The sequence below is a fragment of the Chitinophaga sp. genome (genome assembly GCF_035761305.1).
In the GTDB taxonomy this organism is placed as follows: Bacteria; Bacteroidota; Bacteroidia; order Chitinophagales; family Chitinophagaceae; genus Chitinophaga.
In genome coordinates this window covers 1-24994 of sequence record NZ_DASTRI010000140.1, presented here as the reverse complement: position 1 = coordinate 24994, position 24994 = coordinate 1, and the positions used below count along the sequence as shown (strand labels likewise).

At 48.8% G+C, this 24994-nt stretch carries 21 protein-coding genes; 11 read left to right on the top strand and 10 right to left on the bottom strand.

The annotated features are described in order from the left end of the window. Positions 1–59: 59 nt before the first annotated feature. The gene (locus tag VFS25_RS12170; protein WP_326462421.1) at positions 60–224 is read right to left on the bottom strand and encodes a microviridin/marinostatin family tricyclic proteinase inhibitor; all 165 of its coding nucleotides are present in this window, start codon (positions 222–224) and stop codon (positions 60–62) included. 68 nt (positions 225–292) lie between these two features. After that, positions 293–442: a microviridin/marinostatin family tricyclic proteinase inhibitor gene (locus tag VFS25_RS12165; RefSeq protein WP_326462420.1), complete on the bottom strand. Its 150-nt coding sequence runs from the start codon at positions 440–442 to the stop codon at positions 293–295. Between the two features lie 394 nt (positions 443–836). Between VFS25_RS12165 and VFS25_RS12160 the strand changes: the two genes are divergently transcribed. The 10 genes from VFS25_RS12160 (at position 837) to VFS25_RS25295 (ending at position 13836) form a co-directional block, all read left to right on the top strand. Then, positions 837–1835 (top strand): lipid A deacylase LpxR family protein, encoded by a 999-nt coding sequence (locus VFS25_RS12160; RefSeq protein ID WP_326462419.1) that lies wholly within the window; start codon positions 837–839, stop codon positions 1833–1835. Between the two features lie 136 nt (positions 1836–1971). Continuing rightward, a complete protein-coding gene (locus VFS25_RS12155) occupies positions 1972–5142 on the top strand; it encodes an ATP-dependent DNA helicase (protein ID WP_326462418.1) in 3171 nt (1056 codons plus the stop codon). 120 nt (positions 5143–5262) lie between these two features. Beyond that, positions 5263–6732, top strand: coding sequence for an Ig-like domain-containing protein (locus tag VFS25_RS12150; RefSeq protein WP_326462417.1), 1470 nt, complete (start codon positions 5263–5265; stop codon positions 6730–6732). Between the two features lie 41 nt (positions 6733–6773). Then, positions 6774–7391 carry a recombination mediator RecR gene (recR, locus tag VFS25_RS12145; RefSeq protein ID WP_326462416.1) on the top strand — a complete coding sequence of 206 codons (618 nt, stop codon included), beginning with the start codon at positions 6774–6776 and terminating at the stop codon, positions 7389–7391. A gap of 718 nt (positions 7392–8109) precedes the next feature. Next, a complete protein-coding gene (locus VFS25_RS12140; protein WP_326462415.1) occupies positions 8110–9126 on the top strand; it encodes a homocysteine S-methyltransferase family protein in 1017 nt (338 codons plus the stop codon). 16 nt (positions 9127–9142) lie between these two features. Continuing rightward, positions 9143–11887, top strand: coding sequence for a methionine synthase (gene metH / locus VFS25_RS12135; RefSeq protein ID WP_326462414.1), 2745 nt, complete (start codon positions 9143–9145; stop codon positions 11885–11887). 30 nt (positions 11888–11917) lie between these two features. After that, the gene (locus tag VFS25_RS12130; RefSeq protein WP_326462413.1) at positions 11918–12691 is read left to right on the top strand and encodes an exodeoxyribonuclease III; all 774 of its coding nucleotides are present in this window, start codon (positions 11918–11920) and stop codon (positions 12689–12691) included. Then, complete coding sequence (locus VFS25_RS12125; RefSeq protein ID WP_326462412.1) at positions 12688–12990, top strand: DUF4286 family protein; 303 nt, start codon at positions 12688–12690, stop codon at positions 12988–12990. Before VFS25_RS12130 ends, VFS25_RS12125 begins: the two co-directional genes overlap by 4 nt. 305 nt (positions 12991–13295) lie before the next feature. Next, positions 13296–13565, top strand: a complete 270-nt coding sequence (locus VFS25_RS12120) for an HU family DNA-binding protein (protein WP_029465307.1) — start codon at positions 13296–13298, stop codon at positions 13563–13565. A 157-nt stretch (positions 13566–13722) separates the two neighbouring features. Further along, positions 13723–13836: a 30S ribosomal protein THX gene (locus VFS25_RS25295; RefSeq protein ID WP_349256390.1), complete on the top strand. Its 114-nt coding sequence runs from the start codon at positions 13723–13725 to the stop codon at positions 13834–13836. Between the two features lie 347 nt (positions 13837–14183). Here VFS25_RS25295 and pdxH read toward each other — a convergent pair whose 3' ends face one another. Next, positions 14184–14831 carry a pyridoxamine 5'-phosphate oxidase gene (gene pdxH, locus VFS25_RS12115; protein ID WP_326462411.1) on the bottom strand — a complete coding sequence of 216 codons (648 nt, stop codon included), beginning with the start codon at positions 14829–14831 and terminating at the stop codon, positions 14184–14186. A gap of 274 nt (positions 14832–15105) precedes the next feature. Between pdxH and VFS25_RS12110 the strand changes: the two genes are divergently transcribed. After that, positions 15106–16245 (top strand): DUF3298 and DUF4163 domain-containing protein, encoded by a 1140-nt coding sequence (locus tag VFS25_RS12110; protein ID WP_326462410.1) that lies wholly within the window; start codon positions 15106–15108, stop codon positions 16243–16245. An 80-nt stretch (positions 16246–16325) separates the two neighbouring features. Here VFS25_RS12110 and pyrH read toward each other — a convergent pair whose 3' ends face one another. The 7 genes from pyrH to VFS25_RS12075 form a co-directional block, all read right to left on the bottom strand. After that, positions 16326–17039, bottom strand: coding sequence for a UMP kinase (gene pyrH, locus VFS25_RS12105; RefSeq protein WP_326462409.1), 714 nt, complete (start codon positions 17037–17039; stop codon positions 16326–16328). Positions 17040–17157: 118 nt separating this feature from the next. After that, entirely contained in the window at positions 17158–17982 is an 825-nt protein-coding gene (tsf, locus tag VFS25_RS12100) for a translation elongation factor Ts (protein WP_326462408.1), read from the bottom strand. Positions 17983–18175: 193 nt separating this feature from the next. Beyond that, positions 18176–19156 (bottom strand): 30S ribosomal protein S2, encoded by a 981-nt coding sequence (gene rpsB, locus VFS25_RS12095; RefSeq protein ID WP_326462407.1) that lies wholly within the window; start codon positions 19154–19156, stop codon positions 18176–18178. A 106-nt stretch (positions 19157–19262) separates the two neighbouring features. Continuing rightward, the gene (gene rpsI, locus VFS25_RS12090) at positions 19263–19652 is read right to left on the bottom strand and encodes a 30S ribosomal protein S9 (RefSeq protein ID WP_326462406.1); all 390 of its coding nucleotides are present in this window, start codon (positions 19650–19652) and stop codon (positions 19263–19265) included. Positions 19653–19666: 14 nt separating this feature from the next. Further along, positions 19667–20110: a 50S ribosomal protein L13 gene (gene rplM / locus VFS25_RS12085; protein WP_326462405.1), complete on the bottom strand. Its 444-nt coding sequence runs from the start codon at positions 20108–20110 to the stop codon at positions 19667–19669. A 255-nt stretch (positions 20111–20365) separates the two neighbouring features. After that, on the bottom strand, positions 20366–21763 hold the full coding sequence (locus VFS25_RS12080; protein WP_326462404.1) for a RagB/SusD family nutrient uptake outer membrane protein: 1398 nt from the start codon (positions 21761–21763) through the stop codon (positions 20366–20368). 19 nt (positions 21764–21782) lie between these two features. Further along, entirely contained in the window at positions 21783–24845 is a 3063-nt protein-coding gene (locus tag VFS25_RS12075) for a TonB-dependent receptor (protein WP_326462403.1), read from the bottom strand. Between the last annotated feature and the right edge of the window lie 149 nt (positions 24846–24994).

Below are 24994 nucleotides of genomic sequence, written 5' to 3'. Positions count from 1 at the left end.
GTAATAAAAACAAGCAATAGCACAGTGCTATTGCTTGCATGATGAAAAATGGTATAATGCTAGAAGAGCTCACCTTCTTCGTCGCTGTCAGAAGGGTACTTCATGGTAACATCACCCGGCCCGTCTACCAGCTTGCCGGTAATGGGTATAAAACCGGGTTGCTGGTTTTGCGCTTCAAGGAACTGGGCAAAGAAGGGCTTTTGCACCTGGTTGTTAGGTTGCATACTTAACGGTTTAGATGGTTAAAAAATGCAGTGTTAACTGTTAAAAACAAGTTGCCTGTGAGCACAGCTTAAAAATCCTCTTCGTCATTATCAGACGGGAATTTCAGCGTCATTTTATTTTCCGCTGTTTGTACAGGGCCCTCATTTTCCTGCTGCGGGGCCTGGCTTTCCAGGAATTGGGCAAAAAAGGGTTTTTGGATTTGGGTGTTGGGTTGCATGCTAAACTGGGTTTAATGGTTAAAAAATAAAAATGTATGCTACTTCAAAAACTTGCACGGTTGCGGTTCACAAACTAACATTTGCATATTAAGTAAAAATAACGGTTAAAAGAACAACTGTTTTATAACGGCAATTTTGCCGGCGATGTTACCTGGTATAAAGAAAAATTATGCTGCACATGACAACTTTCGATGGATTTGCTGCCATAATGTCCCCGGCATAGTTATTGATTTTCTGTTTTCACCTGCCTGACTGTTACTCCTTTCAACTTCCTGCAACTGGTTTACTGTAGTTAAAATGCCGCATTTATTTACCGGCATTACCATGCTGTTTACCTACCTGCCGCTGCTACTGCTGTAATGCATGATTAAACCGAAACGCAAAACAGGAAGTATGAGAGCATTATTGACAGGCCTTGCATTACTGTTCTTTGTCAACAGCGCCAGCAGCCAGGTGATCAGCACGGCCGACACAATTCACCACCTGGTACGCATTTATGAAGACAATGACTTCTTCAACATCCGCGGGCAGGGTACAGATGAGTCTTACACCAACGGCACCCGCATTGACTACTTTTACCAGAAAAAAAAGCCGCCGCGGTTTGTAGATAAGCTAATACTGCCACGCGCCGGTAAAAACGCCATCAACACCTATCACTGGAGTATTATGCAGGTAATGATTACCCCGCGTAACCTCAAGGAAACCAGCTATATGCCGGACGATTACTCTTACTCCGGCGCACTGTACCTGAGCCATGGGCTCGACTCCTATAACCCCGAAAAAAAGTTCAGCCTGCAATCGGAGCTGGTGATGGGAGTAATGGGGCCCTGGTCGCTGGCCAAAGAAACCCAAACCTGGATACATAGTATACTCGGCTACCAGCGCCCCATGGGCTGGGATAACCAGCTGCCCAACGCGCCGCTGCTGAACTATAATTTCACCTATGAAAAAATGATCTGGCAGCCAGGGCCGGCGCTGGAATTTATAGGCGGCGCCACTGCCAGCGCCGGCACCATGCTGGATGGAGGATCGGCGCATGTTACCCTGCGCACCGGTTATATGAACCCCTACTTTGGTATTAAACGGGGCAGCGCGCTGCGCGAAAAAAAATTCCAGGTATACGCCTTCCTGCGCCCCACTGTAGAATATACCTGGTACAACGCCCTACTGGAAGGAGGGCTGTTCAGCTGGCGCAACAGCAGGTTTGAGCTGCGGAAATCCTTTAACAAAGCTACCCTGCTGCCATGGAGCACCCGTATTGACTATGGGGTGGGCATTGTTTTCCACCGTTTCCGTGTAGCCTATACCCAAAAAACCGAAAGCCCCTCTTTAAAAGGTACCCGCAGCCATGAGGTAGGCAATCTTTCCATATATATTCCGCTGGGCAGCTGAACATTCGGCCAGGGTACGTTGTTTAATCACCGAATGATCAAATTGCATGTGAAAGGTGAACGCGTACCAGCAACCGAGCAGCAGGGTCACCTTTCACTTTACCCCGCATATAAAGCTATTCCCGTAATTTTGCTGCATGTCCCGCGAATTATCACAACAACACCAGCAACGGTTCCAGGAAGTATATAAAGGATTGAATGAGCGCCAGCGAGAAGCGGTGGATAACACCGAAGGCCCGGTAATGGTAATTGCCGGTCCGGGTACCGGTAAAACACAGATACTGGCCTCCCGCATAGGCAAAATATTACAGGACACCGATTTTGTACCCCAGAACATCCTGTGCCTTACCTATACGGATGCAGGCACTGTTGCCATGCGCCGGCGCCTGACCGATTTTATAGGCCCGGATGCCTACCGCGTAAGCATCAATACCTTTCACTCCTTTTGTAATGAAGTAATACAGGACAACCTGGCCCTGTTTGAAAAAAACACGCTGGACCCTATTTCCGAGCTGGAAAAGATACAGCTGCTGAAAAAGCTGATTGACGGCTTTAAGAAAGACAACCCGCTGAAACGTTACCGCGGCGATGTGTATTGCGATATGCGGCACCTGGCCACCCTGTTCTCTACCATGAAACGGGAGGGCTGGACGGTAGACTACATCCGCGCCAGCATAAAAGCATACCTGGACAGCCTGCCGGAGCGCGACGAATACATTTGCAAACGCGCCACCAAAAACTTCAAAAAAGGCGATGTGCGTACAGATAAAATAGCGGTGGAGGAAGAAAAAATGGCCCGCCTGCAGGCTGCCGTAGAGCAGTTTGACGTGTTCCAGGCCATGATGCAGGCCGCTAACCGGTACGACTTTGACGATATGATCAACTGGGTGATCCGCGCATTTGAAACCTACCCAAACCTGCTGGCCGATTATAAAGAACGCTACCAGTATATACTGGTTGATGAATACCAGGACACCAGCGGCACCCAAAACCGGCTGATACAGCTGCTCATAAAAGATGAGGAGCTGCCCAATATATTTGTGGTGGGTGACGATGACCAGAGCATTTACCGTTTCCAGGGCGCCAATATTGAGAATATGGAGCGCTTTGCCGGCAGCTTTGCCGATACCCTGCTCACCGTAGTGCTGACGCAAAACTACCGCTCCGTGCAAAACATACTGGATGCAGCCATGACCCTGATAGACAATAACGGCAACTCGCGCCTGGTAAACCAGCTGCCGGGCCTGAGCAAGCAGCTGGTTGCCAGCAATCCCGGGCTCACGCCGCTTTCCATACCACCGGTTATACAGCGCTATAACACTGCCCGCGATGAAATGGCCGGCATTACCAATACCGTAAGCCGCTTGCTGCAGGAAGGGGTACCACCGGGTAAAATAGCGGTGATATACCGCGAAAACCGCTATGGTGAGGAACTGGCGCAATACTTCCGCCTGAAAGGGCTGCCCATTTACTCTAAACGTAATATTAACCTGCTGGAGGAGCCTTTTGCCCGCAAGGTATTAACCCTGCTACGTTATATAGCCTGCGAGCTGGACACGCCCTACAGCGGGGACGACCTGCTGTTCTCCATCCTGCACTTTGACTTTTACAACATACCGCCCATTGAGGTGGCCAAGATAAGCATACGGGTAGCGGAAAAAGGTTACCAGGAAAAAACTTCCATACGCCGGTACCTGCAGGAGTGGCAGCAAACACGCAACCTTACCCTGTTCACAGATGCGCCGGACCTGGCCATGATGCAGGTAAGCAGCATGGTGGAAAAATGGATCGGCGAAGCCCATAATGTTACGCTGCAGCAGCTGTTTGCCAACATCATTAATGACGGCGGCGTTATGAGCTACATTATGCAAAGCCCGGAAAAAATATGGCTGATGAAGATCGTACAGGCGCTGTTTGACTTTATTAAGGAAGAATCGCACCGCAACCCCGATCTGAACATTACCACCCTTATGGAGATGGTGCGCCTTATGGAAGCCAACAACATACCTATACCGCTGGTGCAGGTTGCCGGCAACGATAAAGGCATTAACCTTATTACCGCCCACGGCTCCAAAGGGCTGGAGTTTGAACACGTGTTCCTGGCCGGCACCAACTCGCACCTGTGGGAAAAGAAAAAGAAGAACGGCGGCGGCTTTAGCTTTCCTGATACCGTGTTTGTAACCCAAAGCACCTCTACCGACGAGCAGGAGCTGCGCCGCCTGTTTTATGTGGCCATTACCCGGGCCGAAAAGCACCTGTACATCAGCTACCCCGAGTTCCGGCAGGATGGTAAGCCACTGGAACCCAGTATGTTCATTACAGAAATACTGGAGCAGCACCTACTGCCCAATACCAAGGCCGAGCTAACAGAGGAAGCGCTGTTTGAGTTTGAGCTGCTGAACTATGCCAAAGGCAAGGCCCCGGAAATAGCGCGGGCTGACCAGCAGTTTATTGATACCCTGCTGGCCGGCTTTGTAATGAACGTAACGGCCCTGAATAACTACCTGGACTGCCCGCTGGGCTTTTTTTACAAGAACCTGGTACGGGTGCCTACCGGCCGTTCGGAGAACACAGAGTTCGGCTCGGCGGTGCACTACGCGCTGGAAAAGCTGTTCCAGAAAATGCAGGAGCACCCGGAAAACATTTTCCCCTCTAAAGAGGAGTTCCTGCGGGATTTTGCCTTTAGTATGCGCCGCAACCGCGAGTGCTTTACCAGGGAGGCGTTTGAGCGCCGCATGGAGTATGGCCGCGACATCCTGGATAATTACTACGATACCTATATACATACCTGGCCCCGCGTGGTAAGCGTGGAGCGCAATGTGCGCAACGTGGCGGTAAGCGGCGTGCCTATAAAGGGCAAGGTAGATAAGCTGGAGTTTGACGGCAGCCAGGTGAACGTGGTCGATTACAAAACCGGCGACTATGAAAAAGCCATTAAAGATTATAAAAAATTTGAGCTGCCGAATGAGCGCAACCCCAACGGGGGCGATTACTGGCGGCAGGCCGTATTTTATAAAATACTGTTGGACAATTACCGGCAAAAGAACTGGCAGGTGGTAAGCACGGAGTTTGATTTTATTGAACCCAATAAACAGCAGCAGTACCACAAACAAAAGGTGCATATAACCCCCCAGGATGTAACTACCGTTACACAGCAGATTGTAACCACCTGGGCTAAAATACAGAACAAGGAATTTTATACCGGCTGCGGCAAGCCGGACTGCCCCTGGTGTAATTTTGTAAAAAACAACAAGCTGCACATAGCCCTGCACGACCTGGAGCAGGAGGCCCTTACCGCCGATGAGTAAAAGTAAGGGACTAAAGCGCTAAGTTTGCAGCGTCCGTTAAAAAAATGTAAAAGCGGTGGATCACTGCCATTTAACTTTTACATTTAACATTTGAAATTTTACATTTTACATTCCATACGCATGATTCAACGTTTCCGGCGCCTGGTTTTGGGGTTTATTGTTATTGCTTCTTTTCTTTTGTCGCGCTGCGCCAATATAGTGCCTCCGGGCGGCGGCCCGCGGGATACCCTCCCGCCCCTGCTGCTGGCCGTAGACCCGCCGGACTCCACCCTGCACTTTAACAGTCGTAAGGTGCATTTTAACTTTGATGAGTATGTGGAGCTGGATAATGTGTTTGATAAAATGATCGTGTCACCCACCCTCAAGCGGGTACCCACGGTTACCAGCAAGCTGCGCACCGTTACCATGGAAATTAAAGACACCCTGCAGCCTAATACCACCTATACCTTTAACTTTTCAGACGCCATCAAGGATGTGAACGAACGTAACCCGATCATTGATTTTTCCTATGTAGTGTCAACCGGCGACTACCTCGATTCCCTGCAGGTGTTAGGCCGCACCATTAACGCGGAAACCGGTAAAATAGACAGTAATGTGTCGGTAATGCTGTACCGGAATACGGCAGACTCGGTGGTATCTAAGGAAAAACCGGTGTACTATGCCCGCTCCAAGGGCAACGGCGTATTTTGGTTCAAAAACCTGGCGCCCGGCGATTATAAGCTGTTTGCAATTAAAGAGGAAGACCGCGACCTGCAATACACGCAGCCTACCACAGAGCTGATTGCCTTCCGGGACAGCCTCATACACCTGCGGGAGCAGAATATCAGGGACATTACCATGCTGATGTTTATTGAGCAGGACAGCACCATGCGCCCCCCGGGAGAGCAGCCGCCGGCCGAAGAACCGCAGCCGGAGGAAAAAGAAAAAGATAAGGATAAAAAGAAAAAGCCACGCCTGCACATACAGCCACAGCTGGATCAGAACCAGCAGGAGCTGGACACGCCGCTGGTATTAAGCTTTTCCATTCCCCTGGCAAAAATGGACAGCGCACAGTTTCACCTGGCAGAAGATACGTTGCTGCACCCGGTAAGCTTTGCGTCTTTTACACTGGACTCTACCCGCAGTAAGCTCTCGCTCCGCTATAAATGGAAAGAAGGGATGCACTACCGGCTCATAGTGGATAAAACTGCGGCCACAGATACGCTGAACCAGCAATTGACCAAGGCAGACACTATTAACTTCGACGCCAAAAAGTTCTCGGATTACGGAAAGCTGTTCCTGAAGCTGAAGCTGAGCGACAGCACACGGGCAGCCCTTAACGGCGATACCAGCATTCACTTTGTAGTGCAGCTGGTAAAGGAAAAAGACATACGGTACTCCGGCGTAATTGTAAACGGCGCCTGGACCAAAACCCTTATTACTCCCGGCGAATACGAGATCCGAATATTGCTGGATCAGAACAACAACGGCAAGTGGGACCGCGGTGTGTATTACGGCCATCCCAAGCGGCAGCCTGAAAGGGTGGTCAGCTTCCCGGAGAAGCGGAATATTAAGGCCAACTGGGGGGTAAAAGAAGACCTGACGTTATAGGCTTCGGCCCTTCACCTTTGACTTTTCACTATTTTTGTGTCATGATCTTTTCCTCTGCCCTGATTGAAAATGCGGTTAATGAATTTGCCAGGATGCCGGGCATCGGCAAAAAAACGGCATTGCGGCTGGTGCTGCATTTGCTGAAGCAGGAACCTTCGCAGGTACAGCAATTTAGCGAAGCCATATCCCGTATGCGCGAGCAGATCAGGTTTTGCCGGCAATGCCATAATGTTTCCGACGAAGATATTTGCAGCATATGCGCCAGCCATAGCCGTAAAAAAGAGCTGGTGTGCGTGGTAGAGAACATCCGCGATGTAATGGCCATTGAAAATACGCAGCAGTACAATGGGTTATATCATGTACTGGGCGGCATTATTTCCCCTATTGACGGCGTTGGCCCCGACCAGCTGAACATTCACAGCCTGGTAGAGCGGGTGCAGCAGCAGGGCATTGCAGAGGTAATTATGGCCCTGAGCCCTACTATCGAGGGTGATACCACCATCTATTATCTTTCAAAAAAGCTAAAAGAGCTGCCGGTAAAAATTACTACCATCGCACGCGGCATTGCCTTTGGCGGTGAGCTGGAGTATGCGGATGAGATGACGCTGGCCCGTTCCATTACCAACCGCCTGCCCCTGGAAAGTTATATGCAGAAGTGAGCGGAAAGCTTAAAGCAGAAAGCCTGGGAGCGCGTTGGCATAGCCACTATAGCATGGCTAATAGTGTGAAGTAAAAGGGCGGTAATAATAACTGCATTCATTCAGTATGCTGGCTTTTGTGCTTACCATTATGCTTTTTGCTTTTTGCTTTAAGCTCAAAAAAAATACAGGTGCTTAACAGCACCCGTTTGTGTTTAACCTGTAATTCCACGTTATGAAAAAAGTAGCAGCCGTATAGCGCCGGCAATATCTTTCAGACCCGTTTATACATGGCCGTATACCTGTTAACAATCAGTAAAAAGTGGTGGTAATATTGTTGCTCAGTTACAACAGCAGCGCATGCCCTGCATACGCATGGTAACGGAAAGGGCGTAGGTGGGCGCCCCGGCAAAGAAGCATGGCTTCTTATTACTCTACAAATATAGTAGGGTAATAAGATTTTACAAAATTATTTTTGGGTTTGTATAAAAGCCGCTGAGCAACAAGCCGGCTGTGGCCACTCCCGCCGCTGCCGCCCTGCTTTTTAACAGCAGCAGCCGGCTCATTTAAAGCGGTATTCCGGCCCCGGAGCCTGTAACCACAGCAGCTGCGCCTTACAAAAAGCACATTTCTCTTGAGAGTTTAGTATCTTTGCAGCATACCGGCGGGTGGATTTGTTTATTGTTCGACCCTTCGGCTTCACCATCTTTTTTAACCGTAACTAATAAACACCAATCACATGAAATCATTGCAACAATGCGCCGCCGAGCGCATCCTGATTATCGATGGTGCTATGGGCACCATGATCCAACGCTACAAACTCCAGGAATCTGATTACAGGGGAGAACGCTTTAAAGACCATCACAGCGATGTGAAGGGGAATAACGATCTGCTGAACCTTACCCAGCCGCAAATTATTGAAGCCATTCATAAGGCTTACCTGGATGCCGGTGCAGATATTATTGAAACCAATACCTTCAGCAGCACCTCCATTGCCATGGCCGATTATGATATGCAGCACCTGGCTTATGAGCTGAACGTTGCCGCTGCCCGAATTGCCAAAAAGGCCGCTGCCGAATACACCGCCCAAAACCCGGATAAACCGCGGTTTGTGGCCGGCGCTATTGGCCCGCTCAATAAAACGCTGTCGCTTTCCCCGGATGTAAACAATCCCGGGTTCCGCTCCGTTACTTTTGATGAAGTGGCCAATGCCTATACAGAGCAGATTAAAGGCCTGGTTGAAGGCGGGGTTGACATTTTACTGATAGAAACCATCTTTGATACGCTGAACTGCAAGGCAGCCATCTATGCCATTAAACAGTATTTCCGCCAAACCGGCCAGCCAGAGCTGCCCATTATGATCTCCGGCACCATCACCGATGCCTCCGGCAGAACATTGAGCGGCCAAACCCTGGAAGCTTTTTATATATCCGTTATGCACGCCCACCCCTTCTCCGTAGGGCTGAACTGTGCATTGGGCGGCCAGCAAATGCGCCCGCATGTAGAAGAGCTTTCGCACATTGCTGCCTGTTATATCAGCTGCTATCCCAACGCCGGGCTGCCAAACGCGTTTGGCGAGTACGACGAGCAGCCGGAAGACACTGCCTGTATTATCGAAGATTTTGCCAAAGAAGGCTTTGTAAATATTGTAGGGGGCTGCTGCGGCACCACACCGGATCATATTCGCCATATCGCCGAACATGTAAAAAACATTAAGCCCCGTCCTTTACCCAGGCTGGAACCTACCCTGGCATAAACACAGTAATAGCAACATGAGCGCAACAACAACCAAAGCTGATGCATTGAACGGAACGCTGGTAATTAAACCTTACCTGCGCCTGAGCGGCCTGGAGCCACTGGTGGTACGGCCGGAAACCAATTTCCTGAACATAGGGGAACGTACCAACGTAACCGGTTCCAAGAAGTTTGCCCGCCTTATACGGGAAGGACTGTACGAAGAAGCGCTGTCCGTTGCCCGGCAGCAGGTAGAAAGCGGCGCCCAGATACTGGATGTGAATATGGACGATGCCCTGCTGGATGGAGAAAAGGCCATGACCACCTTCCTGAACCTGCTGGCGGCAGAACCGGATATTTCCAAGATCCCGGTTATGATTGACTCCAGTAAGTTCAGCATAATTGAAGCAGGTCTTAAATGTATACAGGGTAAGTGTATTGTAAACTCTATCAGCTTAAAGGAAGGTGAAGACAAGTTTATAGAGCAGGCCTTTATATGTAAAAGCTTTGGCGCTGCCGTAGTGGTAATGGCGTTTGATGAACATGGCCAGGCAGACACAAAGGAAAAGAAAGTAAGCTTTAGCCACCGTGCTTATAAGCTGTTAACAGAAGTGGTAGGCTACGATCCGCAGGACATTATATTTGACCCTAACATTTTTGCCATTGCTACCGGCATTGAAGAGCATAATAACTATGCGGTAGACTTTATTGAAGCTACCCGTGAAATAAAGCAGCTGATGCCCCTTGCCCGTGTAAGCGGCGGGGTTAGTAATATCTCCTTCTCTTTCCGTGGTAACGATGTGGTGCGCGAAGCCATGCACTCCGTATTCCTGTACCATGCCATTAAAGCCGGTATGGATATGGGCATTGTAAATGCCGGCATGATCCAGATTTATGATGAGATAGAGCCGCAGCTGCGCGAGCTGTGTGAAGATGCTATACTGAACCGCCGGCCCGATGCTACGGAAAGGCTTATCAATTTTGCCGAAACCGTAAAGGCCAAAGGCAAGGTGATAGAAAAAGATGAAAGCTGGCGCAACGGCACCGTGGAAGAACGCTTAAGCCACGCCCTGGTAAACGGCATTACCGATTATATTGAAGGTGATACGGAAGAAGCGCGGCAAAAATACCCCCGCCCGCTGGATGTGATCGAAGGCCCCCTTATGGACGGCATGAACATAGTAGGCGACCTGTTTGGCAGCGGCAAAATGTTTTTGCCGCAGGTGGTAAAAAGCGCGCGCGTAATGAAGAAGTCCGTAGCCGTGCTTACCCCTTACATTGAAGCTGAAAAACAACGCCTGGTAGCGGAAAATGGCGGGCAGATGAAGTCGGCCGGTAAAATACTGCTGGCCACTGTAAAAGGCGATGTACATGATATAGGTAAGAATATCGTAGGCGTAGTGCTGGGCTGTAACGGCTACGATATAGTAGACCTGGGCGTGATGGTGCCGGCAGAAAAAATATTGCAGGTTGCCAAAGAAGAACAGGTGGATATTATTGGCCTCAGCGGCCTTATTACCCCCAGCCTGGATGAAATGGTGCATGTGGCCCGGGAGCTGAAACGCCAGCAGTTTGATATACCGCTGCTTATTGGCGGCGCTACCACCTCCCGCACCCATACCGCGGTAAAAATAGCGCCGGAGTATGAGCATGGCGTAGTGCATGTGCTGGATGCTTCACGCAGCGTAACCGTTACCGGCAGCCTGTTGAACAAGGCCCTGAAAAAGAATTTCCTGGGAGAGGTAAAACAGGAGTATCACAAGCTGAATGAAGGCTTCCGTAATAAACGGCCGGTAAAACAATACCTGTCTATAGCCCAGGCCCGCGGGAATAAAACACCCATTGAATGGAAAAACTTTACCCCTGTAAAGCCTAAACAGCTGGGCGTACAGGTGTTCAGGAACTATGACCTTGCCGCTATAGTTCCTTACATCGACTGGCAGCCCTTTTTTATTGCCTGGGAGCTGCACGGCAAGTTTCCGCAGATACTTACCGATGAAGTAGTAGGTACCGAAGCTACCCGTTTATATAATGATGCGCAGGCCATGCTGCAGCGCATTGTGAATGAAAAATGGCTCACCGCCAATGCTGTTATTGGCCTGTTCCCGGCCAACGCCACCGGCGACGATACCGTACAAATAGCGCCTGCCGACCCGCATATACCACCGGTGCACCTGGAGTTCCTGCGACAGCAGGTGAAGAAAGCGCCAGGGCAGCCCAACTTTTCCCTCGCCGATTTTGTAGCGCCCGAAGCTACCGGCCTGCAGGATTATATGGGCGCCTTTGCCGTAACTACCGGCATTGGTATAGAAACCTGGCTCGAAAAATTCAAGGCAGACCATGATGATTACAGCAGTATTATGCTAAAGGCCCTGGCCGACCGCCTGGTAGAAGCATTTGCAGAGCTGATGCACGAACGCGTGCGTAAGGAGTTCTGGGGCTATGTTACAGACGAGCGCCTGAGTAATGAAGAGCTGATTAAAGAAGCCTACTCCGGTATACGCCCCGCGCCCGGCTACCCTGCCTGCCCTGAGCATACGGAAAAATACAAGCTGTTTGACCTGCTGAATGCTACCACACATACCGGCATTACCCTTACGGAATCACTGGCCATGTACCCGGCAGCCAGCGTTAGCGGCTGGTACTTTGCCAACCCTGCCAGCAAATACTTTGGTGTTGGCAAAATAGAAAAAGACCAGGTGCAGGACTATGCACAGCGCAAAGGCTGGAGCCTGGAGGAAGCTGAAAAATGGCTGCGTCCTAACCTGGAGTACGATATGTAAAAAGTGCTACCTGTAAGATTTTTGAAGCATATGAGAATTGTTTCCTATAATGTAAATGGCCTGCGTTCCGCCATGAACAAAGGCTTTGTTGACTGGCTGAAAACCAACCCCGGAGATATTATTTGCCTGCAGGAGATTAAGGCCCAGAAAGATAATGTTGACTTCCGCCAGTTCGAGCAGCTGGGCTACGAGCACTACTGGTACCCTGCACAAAAGAAAGGCTACAGCGGCGTTGCCGTGCTTACTAAATTTACGCCCGACCATGTACAATATGGCAACGGCTTTATGCAAAGCGATACGGAAGGCCGTTTTATCCGGCTTGATTTTAAAGACCTTACCTTAATTAATACCTACTTCCCGTCGGGCACCAGCGGTGAGGAACGCCAAACCTATAAATACCAGTGGCTGGAGGAGTTTTACGGTTACCTTAATACATTGCGTACAACCCATCCCAACCTGGTGGTGTGTGGCGATTACAATATCTGCCATAAGCCCATAGATATACACGACCCTGTTGGCAACAAAAAGAACTCGGGCTTTCTGCCGGAAGAAAGGGCCTGGTTAGACCGGTTCTTTGAAAGCGGGTTTGTAGACACCTTCCGGCACTTTAACCCCGATCCGCACCAGTACAGCTGGTGGACCCTCCGCGCCAATGCACGCAACAATAACAAAGGCTGGCGTATTGATTATATTAATGTAAGCACTCCCTTGCAGGCCAGGCTTAAAAGCGCCGCCATCTGGCAGGAAGTTAAACATTCCGATCATTGTCCGGTGTACCTGGAGCTAAACCCGGCTGGCGCATGATCATTTACAATGTAACAACCAAGGTTACCTACAACATTCATGAGCACTGGCTGCAATGGATGAAGGAGCAGCATATCCCTGAAATTATGGCTACCGGGCTGTTTCATGATTACCGTATGTGCCGGCTGCTGGAGCAGGATGACCAGGATGGCCCTACCTACACCGTTCAGTACTCTACAGATACCCTTGAGAACTATCAAACCTTTCTGCAGGAGTATGCCCCCCTGCTAAGACAGAAGGGTTATGAGCAGTTTGGTAACCAGTTTGTGGCCTTCAGAACCGTTATGCAGGTGGTGTAAAAGGCCAAATTTATCCACATGAAATCCACTGTTTTCAAGGGATTACACCTCATATACAATACCAGGGGAAAACAGGCGTTTATTAGTAAGTTCATATCAAATGCCCTATGGTGGCGGGTCCTGGGAAATACATGGCCGCAGGAGAGGTACACCCGCAAACAGGCAAATCTGCTGTAACCGTTACCTGTAGCCCCTTACAGCCGATAAAAAATTGGTTATAATTACTGTAAAAAATTTGGTAATCTGATAAAACGCTTTATATTTGCTCACATCAAACATTTTTCACTAGTTAAATCTTACTAGCTATGAACAAAGCCGAATTAATCGACAAGCTGGCAAAAGATGCCGCTATCACTAAAACCCAAGCTAACGAAGCATTGGACTCCTTCACCAAAGCTGTTGCTGATACACTGAAAAAAGGTGGTAAAGTAACCCTGGTTGGTTTCGGTACCTTCTCCGTTTCAAAGCGTGCTGCCCGTAACGGTAGAAACCCGCAGACTGGCCAGATCATCAAGATCAAAGCTAAAAAAGTTGCTAAATTCAAGGCTGGTAAGGCCCTGTCTGACAAGCTCTAATCAGTTAGCAAACCTTATTCAAGCAAGGAACAGTTTTGTTTCTTGCTTTTTTTTGCTTTATACGGTACACTTTCAGGAATGGCGTTAAATACGTAATTTGCGCCGGATAAGCAGCCTGTAAACTGCGAATTATAAAAACTGTAAACTTATTATTACAATGGGTAGAGGTGATATTAAAACCAAAAGAGGTAAAATCTCCAACAAATCCTTCGGCAAGTCAAGGCCTGCCAAAACCAGGAAAACTGCTGCCAAGGCAGAAAAGAAAGGATAGTATTCAATTACGAATTGTTCAATTACGGATTACGAATTAACGGGGCATTGCCTGGCCGCAAAAAAGGCGCGCTTTTAAAGGAAATAGTGAATGTGAATTATTTCAACTAATGAACATTCATTGCCGTACTGCAATAAAGCAGAACATCTTTGAAGGAACTTATCAATGCCGGTAACTATTATGATGGCTGCGCACAGAACATGAAATGCTGGATACCTGATACACTGGTTAGTATATTAAAGCATTCAGCATTCCATAACTGTACAACAATTATCTGGCGTTTAGCCTTGAACGTTTAGCACAGCTTCATCCTTTCGTAATCCGTAATTGACCAATCCGTAATTAGCTCACGGCGCCAGTCTTGAAATCGCCCATGTTCCCCCTTCTGTTAACATATATTGTACCCTGTCATGCAGGCGGTTGCTACGCCCCTGCCAAAACTCCATCAACAAAGGCTTTACCGTATAGCCGCCCCAGTTATCGGGGCGTACAGGCGCTTCCAGCACATATTTTTCAGCCAGCTGGCTCACCTGCTCTTCCAGGAAGCTGCGGTGTGGTATTATTTTACTTTGCGGCGATGCAATAGCACCTATACGGCTGCCCATGGGGCGGGAATTATAATATTCATCACTGATGGCTGCGGGGGTTTTACTAACGGTACCGTCTATGCGTACCTGCCGCTCCAGCTCACGCCAGAAAAAAAGCAGGCTTACCTGCGGGTTGGCCGCTATTTCCTGCCCTTTTCGGCTATCATAATTGGTAAAGAAAGTAAAGCCTTCCGCATCAAAGCTCTTTAACAGTACGATGCGTGCCGAAGGGCGGCCCTCCGGTGTGCTGGTAGCCAGTGTCATGGCATTGGGCTCTTCCAGCTCGCTGTTAATGGCATCCTGCCACCATTGCTCAAATTGCCGCAGGGGATCTTTATTCACTTCATTTTCATCCAGCGAAGCCAGGCGATAATCTTTACGCAGTGCTGCTACTTCTTTATTAAACATAGGCCCGTTTTTATTTACTGCAAAAGTAAATCAATTACGAATTATCATTTATGATTACAATCACAACACATTCATCAACAGGCATGCTGCTGCCCTTGCCTGCATTCTCATGTCGCAAGCGTTAAACGTTTGCGCCCTGCATTAAACCTTCGGGGTTAAACCATGCTGCACTCAACCTCCGGCATCAACAGCCCCACACGCTGCTGCATTAAGCATCCTGTATTTAGCATTAGGTTGCCGGCGTTAAGCGTTTAAAATCCCTACTTTTGTAGCTATGAACAAATGTTACTTATTGCTACTGCTGGCAGCCGCCGGTTTTATGGCTTGCGGGCAACACGGTAAAAAAGGTAATACTACTGCAAACAGTGCAGATAGCACCCAGGCGTTCACAACCACACCGGTGGCGGCCCCTTATTTTTACATACAGCTTAAAGGCGCATTAGGCGACCAGATGGTTACCATGCAGCTGCTGAAAACAGGCCCTGATATTTACCGCGGCTCATACGTGTACGACCGCGTGGGCGAGCCCATTAACATCTGGGGCAGCTCCGACTCCAGTAAACAGCAGCTAACCCTGTACGAAGACAGCCGCAGTGATGAAGAAACAACTTTTCATGGCCGGCTGGATAGCACGGGCAATTTTGCAGGCACCTGGCGCGGAAACGGCACCTCTTACCAGTTCATCCTGCACCCGGATTTTAGCAATGCCATACACTTCCAGGTATATTACGCCAAAGACAGCGCCGCACTGCTGCCTAATGCCCCCCAATCGCCTTGGGGTGAAGCCACCAACAGCATTATATGGCCGGCGCCAGGCACCAATGCCGGTACTGCAGCGCTTATTAAAAACGCTATCAGCGGCAAGGTTCCTGCCACCGACCCGCAACAGCTGGTAAAAAGAAGCATTGATTCGTTCCTGGCCGGCTATAAAGGCAGCATTACCGGTATGGATAGCGCAACGGTGCAGCACCAGGCCGGCAGCCCCACCTGGAACTGGACCTCTGAGGGCGATATGAAAGTAGTATGGAACCAATACCCTTTGCTGTCACTGGAATATTTCGGGTATGATTTTACCGGCGGTGCGCATGGTAATGGCGGCGCTACCCACCAGGTACTGGATCTCGACAAGGAAAAGGTGCTTATGCTCGATGATATTTTTAAAGGGGACTATAAGGAGGTGCTAACCCATGAGCTGGAGCTGGCCTTCCACAGAACCTACCGCACCGACCAGCCCATCAGGGAAATGCTGCTGGTAGACCGTATTGAACCTAATAATAATTTTATACTTACCAACAAAGGCATTGTATTCAGCTATACGCCCTATGAAATAGGGCCGTATGCGATGGGACAGGTTAATTTATTTGTGCCCTTTGCCCGGTTACAGGAGGTGCTGAAAACAGACTACTCCAAATAAAAATGTGCAGATGCAGGGCCTGCAATAACGCAATATCCACGCATCTGCACATTTGTTGTTACAAATCTGCAAGCTATTTATCAACCGGTAACCAGCGTACCTACACGCTTACCCATGATCACCTGCAGCAGGTTACCGGGTTTGTTCATGTCAAATACAATAATAGGCAGCTTGTTTTCCTGGCACAGGGTGAAAGCCGTCATATCCATTACATTCAGTGATTTCTGGTACACCTCCGCAAAGGTAATTGACTCAAAACGGGTGGCGGTGCTGTCTTTTTCCGGGTCGGCAGTGTAAATACCATCTACACGCGTACCTTTTAAGATCACATCGGCCTGTATTTCAATGGCGCGCAAGGATGCGGCCGTATCTGTTGTAAAGTAAGGGTTGCCGGTGCCGGCGCCAAAGATCACCACGCGGCCTTTTTCCAGGTGGCGTATGGCGCGGCGGCGTATATAAGGTTCCGCAATCTGCTCCATTTTAATAGCGGACTGCAGGCGGGTATATAAGCCAACCTTTTCAAGTCCGCTTTGCATGGCCATGCCGTTAATTACAGTTGCCAGCATGCCCATATAGTCACCCTGCGCCCTTTCAATCCCTGTTTCTGCTTCATTCATACCACGATAGATATTGCCCCCGCCAATTACAATGGCTACCTGTACGCCCAGGTCTGTTACGGATTTAATATCATATGCGTAGTGTGTTATAACTTTCGGATCAATACCATAATTCCCATCGCCCATCAGGGACTCGCCGCTCAGTTTGAGCAAAATACGCTTATACTTAGGCAACATGACGCTATAATAATAATATTGTAGAAGGTGGTTAGTTAGTTATTTAAGATAAATATACAGGTATATGCACAAAAAAAAGGAGAGAATTTTCTTCTCTCCTTTTTCCTTTATGATCCGGTTACCCTAATGCAATGCGTTTGAAGGCAGTTACAGTAAGATCCGCAGATACTGATTTCAGGTATTCTGCTACGGACTTATTATTATCTTTTACAAAGGCCTGCGCTAACAGGGTGCTTTCCTTATAGAACTTGTTCAGTTTACCCTGGGCAATTTTTTCAGCCATTTCAGCGGGTTTACCTTCTGCTTTTACCTGCTCAACTGCTATTTCCTTTTCACGGGCAATAACGTCGGCCGGTACGCTGTTTGCATCAACAGCAATCGGGTTCATGGCAGCTATCTGCATGGCCACGTCTTTACCTACTTCTTCAGAAGTTGGCTGCGTGAAGCCTACCAGCACGCCCATACGATAATTACCGTGAATATAGGCAGCTACATAAGCAGCATCTACTCTTTCAAATTTACTCAGGGTGATTTTTTCACCGATCTTGGCTACCTGGTCGTTCACCTTATCTGCTACAGTAGCACCATCCAGGGTAGCTGCGCCCAGTTCTTCCAGGGTTTTAGCACCGCTGCTCAGGGCCAGGTCCACTATAGATTGTGCAAATTTTATGAAGTCTTCATTTTTGGCCACAAAGTCGGTTTCGCAGCCCAAGCCCACAATAACGCCGGTTTTGTTGTCGGCAGTGGTTTTAGCAATAATAACACCTTCTTTGGTTTCACGGTCGGAGCGCAAAGCCGCTACTTTCTGACCTTTTTTACGCAGGTAGTCTACTGCTTTTTCAAAATCACCGTCACTTTCTACCAGTGCCTTTCTGCAGTCCATCATACCCGCTCCAGTTTGCTGACGCAGTTTATTTACGTCAGCCGCTGTAATTGTTGCCATGAATATAAATAGTTTAAGAGTTTATGAAGAAACAGGAGCCAATTACGAATTATTTAATTACGAATTACGAATGATATGCCGGAGATTTATTGCAGCGCGTCTAACACTGAATGCTTAACACCAGTACTGGTACTGGTAAGTACGCCTGCTACAGCCACACCTCCCAATCCGTAATTGATAATTCGTAATTAAATTATCTTCCGCCGCCGGGTCTGTTGCCACCACCTGCACCGGAGGGACGACGCTGGCCGCCACCGCCACCAGGACGGTTACCACCAGGACGATTGCCGCCGCCACCAGGACGGTTGCCACCCTGACGGTTACCACCGCCGGGACCTCTGCCAGGGCCGCCAGGGCCTCTGCCACCGCCGCCGGGGCCGCCTCTGCGGTTTCTTTCACGGTCTTCACCGCCTTCCAGCTCAAAGCGCAGGGCTTTGTTATCAGCTTCTTCCTCTTCTACCACCTCATCCGTTTTTTCAGTAGCTCTTTCAGAAAGACCTTCTGCAATAGCTGCTGCAATATAGTTGGTAACAATAGCGATGGATTTGGTAGCATCGTCATTGGCAGGAATAGCAAAATCAACCTTGGTAGGATCGGAGTTGGTATCTACCATACCAAAGGTAGAGATACCTAAGCGGCGGGCTTCTGCCAGCGCAATGTGCTCATGGCTGATGTCAATGATGAACAGGGCAGCCGGAACACGTGCCAGCTGGGAAATACCACCCAGCACCTTCTCCATTTTCTCTTTATCGCGGCTTAATGTTAAGCGTTCTTTCTTGGTAATGTTGTCAAAAGTGCCGTCGGTCAGCATTTTTTCAATGCTCTGCATTTTCTTTACGCTCTTACGGATGGTGGCAAAGTTGGTTAACATACCACCTAACCACCTTTCGGTTACATAAGGCATATTTACACGCTTGGCTGCTTCTGCTACAATTTCCTTTGCCTGTTTTTTGGTAGCCACGAACATGATTTTCTTACCGCTTTTGGCAATGGATTTCAGGGCAGCTGCTGCGTCCTGTAAACCTTCTACGGTTTTGTTCAGGTCAATGATGTGAATACCTTTCTTTTCGGCGAAGATATATGGCAGCATCTTCGGGTTCCATTTTTTCTTCAGGTGACCAAAGTGCACACCTGCCTCCAGTAACTGCTGCTGTAATGAGGTATTATTTTCCATGTTTATTATGCTCTGTTAAAAGGATCAATAATTTAATTAGCCTTAGCAACCTGGCTGATAGCATTCAGCTAAAGGCCAAAAGCTAAGCGCCAATAGCTCCCACATATTAGCGTTTAGAGAACTGGAAGCTTCTTCTTGCTTTACGTTTACCCGGTTTCTTACGTTCCACTGACCTGGGATCACGGGTCAGCAGGCCGGCTGCTTTCAGCGCAGGGCGGAACTCTGCGTTGATTTCACACAGCGCGCGGGCAATACCCAGCTTTACAGCTTCTGCCTGGCCCTTGATACCACCGCCGGCAGCGTTCACCTTCACGTCGAACTTGTCCAGCGCGTCAATGGTTTTTAAAGGCGCCTCTACCTGGTTCTGCAGGTAAATCAGCGCAAAGTATGTTTTATAGTCCTTGTCGTTAACAGTAATGTTGCCGGTGCCCTTGCTTACATATACGCGGGCTACAGCTTCCTTACGACGACCAATGGTATTTTTTTGCTTTTCCATGTATCAGAGAAAAATTAGAAAGTTAAGGTTTGCGGTTTCTGCGCAGTGTGCGGATGCCCAGCACCGGCATAGGTAAATAATTTCTTGTACATTTTACGGCCCAGGCGGTTCTTAGGCAGCATACCTTTTACAGCCCTTTCTATTACTACCTCCGGACGGCGGCGAACCAGGTCTTTTGCCAGTTCTATTTTCTGGCCACCGGGATAGCCGGAGAAAGTCTGGTATTCCTTTTCGTTCATTTTGTTGCCGGTAAGCACCACTTTCTCGGCATTGATTACAATTACGTAATCGCCACAGTCGGTATGAGGTGTATAATAAGGTTTGTTTTTACCTCTCAGAATGGCCGCTATTTTGGCGCTCATGCGACCCAGCGTCAGGTTGGTAGCATCTACAATGTACCAGTCGCGCTTTACAGTAGCTTCGTTGGCCGATTTCGTTTTGTAACTTAAGGTGTTCATTTTTATACAGTAAAATTTACGTCAGTAAATAGTTCTCCCGTAAAAATCGGGAGTGCAAAACTAAGTAGTTGCCCTGGAATAACCATGCATTTTACGTTATTTTTTACTGGCACCCCTTGTAAGTTATTGATTTACAATAAAAATTTTGATAAAAAGTTTTCAACGGCTGCTAAAAGCGCTGCCAACGGGCCTTTTATATAAAAAAGTAAGGGCTTGCCTTGATTAGCAAGCCCTTACAAACATATGATGATTTTTTTAGTCGCCGTAGCCGGGGTTCTGGGTAAGCTGCTTGTTCACATCCCTTTCCCGCTGCGGTACCGGGAATATCAGGAAGTTATCGTTGTAGGGCTTGGTGCCCACATTCATCTTCAGCCTTTTCTTGGTCCACAGCCAGTCGCCTTCAAAAGCCAGCTCGCGGAAACGCTCCTGCACAACCTGATCGGCAGTTACACTGGCCAGGGGGGCCGCACCTGCGCGGGCGCGCACGGTATTCACATCTTCCAGCGGGGTGGCATCGCCCACCTGGGCTGCGCCGCTGCGGGCATTGGCTTCCGCGCGGGTCAGGTACATTTCAGCTAACCGCACTACCGGAATAACTTTGTAAAACTGGCTCCATTTAGAGGTATAATCCCCCGTGCCGCCGGCGATGCTGGAGTTTTCGTACACAAAAGATTTGCGCACGTCATTATTGTCGTCATACAGGCCGTATATAGCAGGGTCTACCCGTACGTCGCCCCTGCCGGAGGGTGACAGGTCGTAACCGGCGTACATGGTGCTAAGACCATTATTGGAAGTACCGGCATTACTCTGGTTATTTTGCTGGATGGCAAAAATATCTTCAGAGGAGTTGGCCGTATTGTTAAAGGCCTTGTCAAAACTGGAGGTAAGCGCAAAACCGCCATTGGCAATCACGTCATTGGCAGCAGTGGCGGCCTCTGTGTACTTGTGCTGCGCTAAATATACCCTTGATAAAAAGGCCAGCGCTGAATATTTATTAGCCCTTCCGTTGGGGTTAGATGCCGGCATTTTTTCGGCAGCTTCTGTAAGGTCGGCAAGGATTTGTGTATACACCTCCGCTACTTTTGCGCGGGGCTTAATATCCTTGGAAGCATCATACACTTCCACCGGGTCCAGCACCAGCGGTACGGCGTCATTCTGGTCGGCATTACCGTCGGAATAAGGCTGTCCAAAAATGTTCACCAGCTCATAGTAAGCCACGCCCCTGATAAATTTAGCTTCTGCTACAATGGCATCGCGTTCATCATCCCCCAGCAGGCTGGCCTTGCTGATCACGGTATTGGCACCGCTGATGATAATATAGGCGCGGCCCCACACACCGGATGCAATGCCGCTGGATGCTACCATAGCCTTATTGTAAACATCCCTGTAATCCACAAAGGTACCTACAAAGTTTACCTGGCCGGCGCTGCCCAGCAAGTCGGGCATCAGTATATACCGCTCTCCAAACGCATTGTAATGCTGCATGGAGTTATAAGCCCCAAACAGCACGGCTTTTACGTCATCAGCTGTTTTTATCTGGTCCGGCGTAATGCTTTGACCGGGTAATACATCCAGCTTTTTATTACAGGCAGCACCTGTTAACAGCATTGCCCCTGAAAATATGCTAATAGTTATATATCGCGTAAGTTTCATGTACAAGAGTTTTAGTCACTTAAAATTTAACATTCAATCCCACTACAAACTGGCGTGCCTGGGGAATCGTATAAAAGTCTACACCGCCCACTACGTTCTGTGTAGTTTCGGAAGTAGAGCCCAGCGGTGAGGTGTTTACTTCCGGGTCGCTGATATAGTCTGTTTTGGTCCACAGGTTATAACCGGAAACATAAACGCGGGCACTGCTGATCTTTAATGCAGACATTACTGACTTGGGAATAGTATAACCCAGGGTAACTGTTTTTAAGCGAATGTAAGAACCGTCATAGATCCACCTGGAGGAAGCGCGCTGCCCGGTAGGATAGCTAAGGCTTACACGGGGTACATCGGTAATATCACCGGGCTTTTGCCAGCGGCGCAGCACTTCAGTGGTTTGGTTGTCAAAACCGCCGCCAAAGCTGTTAGCCTGGTATACACCGGCCCTGTTATAGATCTCGTTGCCCTGCACAAATGTGAAGAAAGCGCTGAGGTCAAAACCCTTGTAAGAGAAATTATTGGTAAAACCACCTGTAAAGTCGGGGTTGGAATTACCTACTACTGTTCTTACCGCATCGTTGTAGTTGGTAGTAGGCTTGCCGTCTTTGTCTGCATACAGCGCATCACCGGTTTGCGGATCTACGCCCAGGTATTTCTGTAAATAAAAAGAACCAATGGCTTCGCCTTCAACAGCACGCTGCTCGCCTGCTTCAATTACCTGGCCCTGTATATCCTTAATGCGGTTTTTGTTGAAAGCAATATTAAAGGAGGTGGTCCAGCGGAAAGGCCCTTCAAAGTTCACGGAGTTTAAGGTAACCTCAACCCCTTTGTTGCTTAGCTTACCCAGGTTCTGCGTAATATAGCTGTAACCGGTAGTTGAAGGAATGTTCACATTCAGCAACAGGTCAGAGGTGTTCTTATTGTAATAATCCACTTCACCGGACAGGCGGCCGTTAAAGAAGCCGAACTCCAAACCAACATCGGCCTGCGCGGTTTTTTCCCAGTGCAGTTTGGGGTTGCCGAGTGTTACCGGCACAAAACCCGGCAGGCTGGGATAGTTGCTGATGTTGTATAAAGAAAGGTACCCGTATTCGCCTATTTCAGCGTTACCTGTTAAGCCATAGCTGGCGCGCAGCTTCAGGTAGGTTAATGTTTGCTGGTTTTTCAGAAAATCTTCCTGTGAAATTACCCAGCCGGCTGACGCTGCAGGGAAAGCACCCCAGCGGTGATCGGGGCCAAAGCGGGAAGATCCGTCGGTTCTTACACTAACGCCTACCAGGTATTTTTCGTCAAAGCTGTAGTTAGCGCGCAGGAAGTAAGAAAGGAAGTCGTAGCGGTCGTTGCTGGAAGAACCAAAGGTAACATTGGTAGCACCGGACAGGTTCTTCACCGCATCTGACGGGTAACCTTCTGCCTGAATAGAATTACCTTTTGTATCATTCTGCAGGTAGCTCATACCCAGGGTGGCGGTGAGCTTGTGCCGGTTGCCGATTACCGGGGAAATAGTAAAGTAGTTGTTGGTGTTAAAGGTTACCGCCTGTGAGGAGAAGGACTGGCCTTTACCAATACCGCCGCCGTCTGTAGCATCTTTACCAACAAAGGTTTCCTGGTAAAAGCTCATAATGTCGGCACCAAATTCACTGCGGAAAGATAACCAGGGCAGGAAGTTATAGGTAGCATAGGCATTACCCATGCTTCTGAAAGTAGTTTGTTTGTCGCTGTTCAGCGCTGCATCTATTAAGCCGTTGGCATAAAGCGTATTGCTGTTCAGTTTACCGGTTTCAGGGTCGAACTGCGGCGAAATAGGCATTTGCGCCACCAGCTGGCCGGGAGTAGAATAAGAGTTGTCATCTGAAACGCGGTTCAGCTCAGAACGGGTAATGCTCAGGTTCAAACCTAAAGACAGCTTATCTGTAGCAGAATGGTCCAGGTTCAAACGGCCACCGTAACGGCGGAAACGGTTTACGATCACAACTGCATCCTGGTCGTTGTAAAAACCGGAAGCATAAAAGCGGGTTTTCTCACTACCGCCGCTGGCGCTCAGGTTTACCTGGTTGCCACGGGCTACATCGCGATACAGCAGGTCTTCCCAGTTGGTGTTTACCGCATGGTTACGCCAGTCGGTACCCAATGAATAATAATCCAGGTAGCTTTCATAAAAGCTTTTGTAATCGGCAATCGCAGCTTCTTCAGTAGGGTAGCCGCTATCGCCGTTGGCAAAATCTATTTTGCCGTCATTTACCGCGGCTTCTTCAACCAGGTCTACATACTGTTGAGCATTCAGGAAGTGGCGCTTCCTGGTGGGTTTACCCCAGCTGGTGTTCATATCCAGGCTTAGCACGGTTTTTTGTCCGGCGCGGCCTTTCTTGGTAGTTACCAGCACTACGCCATTAGCGGCACGGGCGCCGTAAATAGCGGTAGCAGAAGCATCTTTCAATACTTCTATAGACTCAATATCATTCGGGTTCAGGTCGGCAATGGGGTTAGTGATTTCGTTATTCACATCCGACTGGCTGGCAGTTTGCAGGGGCAACCCATCTATTACATATAAGGGCTGGCTGCTGGCAGAGATGGAAGAGGTACCGCGTATGCGCACCTTCATGCCCTGGCCTACCTTACCGCTGCCGGACTCTATTACCACACCGGCTGCTTTACCCTGTATGGCGGACTCAAAGCTGGGGGCAGGGAAATTTTCTATTTGGGTGCCGGTTACTTTAGATACAGACCCGGTCAGATCCCGTTTGGTTTGGGTACCATAACCTACCACTACCACTTCGGAAAGGTCTTTATTACCAGTGCCCAACGCTACATTCACTGTGCTTTGGTTGGTGATTGTAATTTCCTGGCTGGCATAGCCAACAAATGAAAATATAAGTGCACTGGCACCTTTGGGCAGGTTAATGGAATAAGTACCATTACCGTCCGTGGCCGTACCGGTAGATGTTCCTTTAACCAACACGGTTACGCCAGGTAAAGGGCTGCCATCTTTGGCATCTGTAACCTTACCGGTAATTGTTTTTTGCGCATAAGCGAAATGGGACATGACAATAAGCATGCCTGTAAGCAGGGAGTAGAGTCGTCGCATAAGCTGTTTTTTGGTTCAATATTTAACTAACGGGGCTAGCCATGGGCTGAAATAAGGTTCATACATACTAAGTACAAATCATTCTTTCGCTTGAAAGACGGTTTATATTACTATTATTCGTTTGTTTGTCCCACAGTCGTATCCGTATT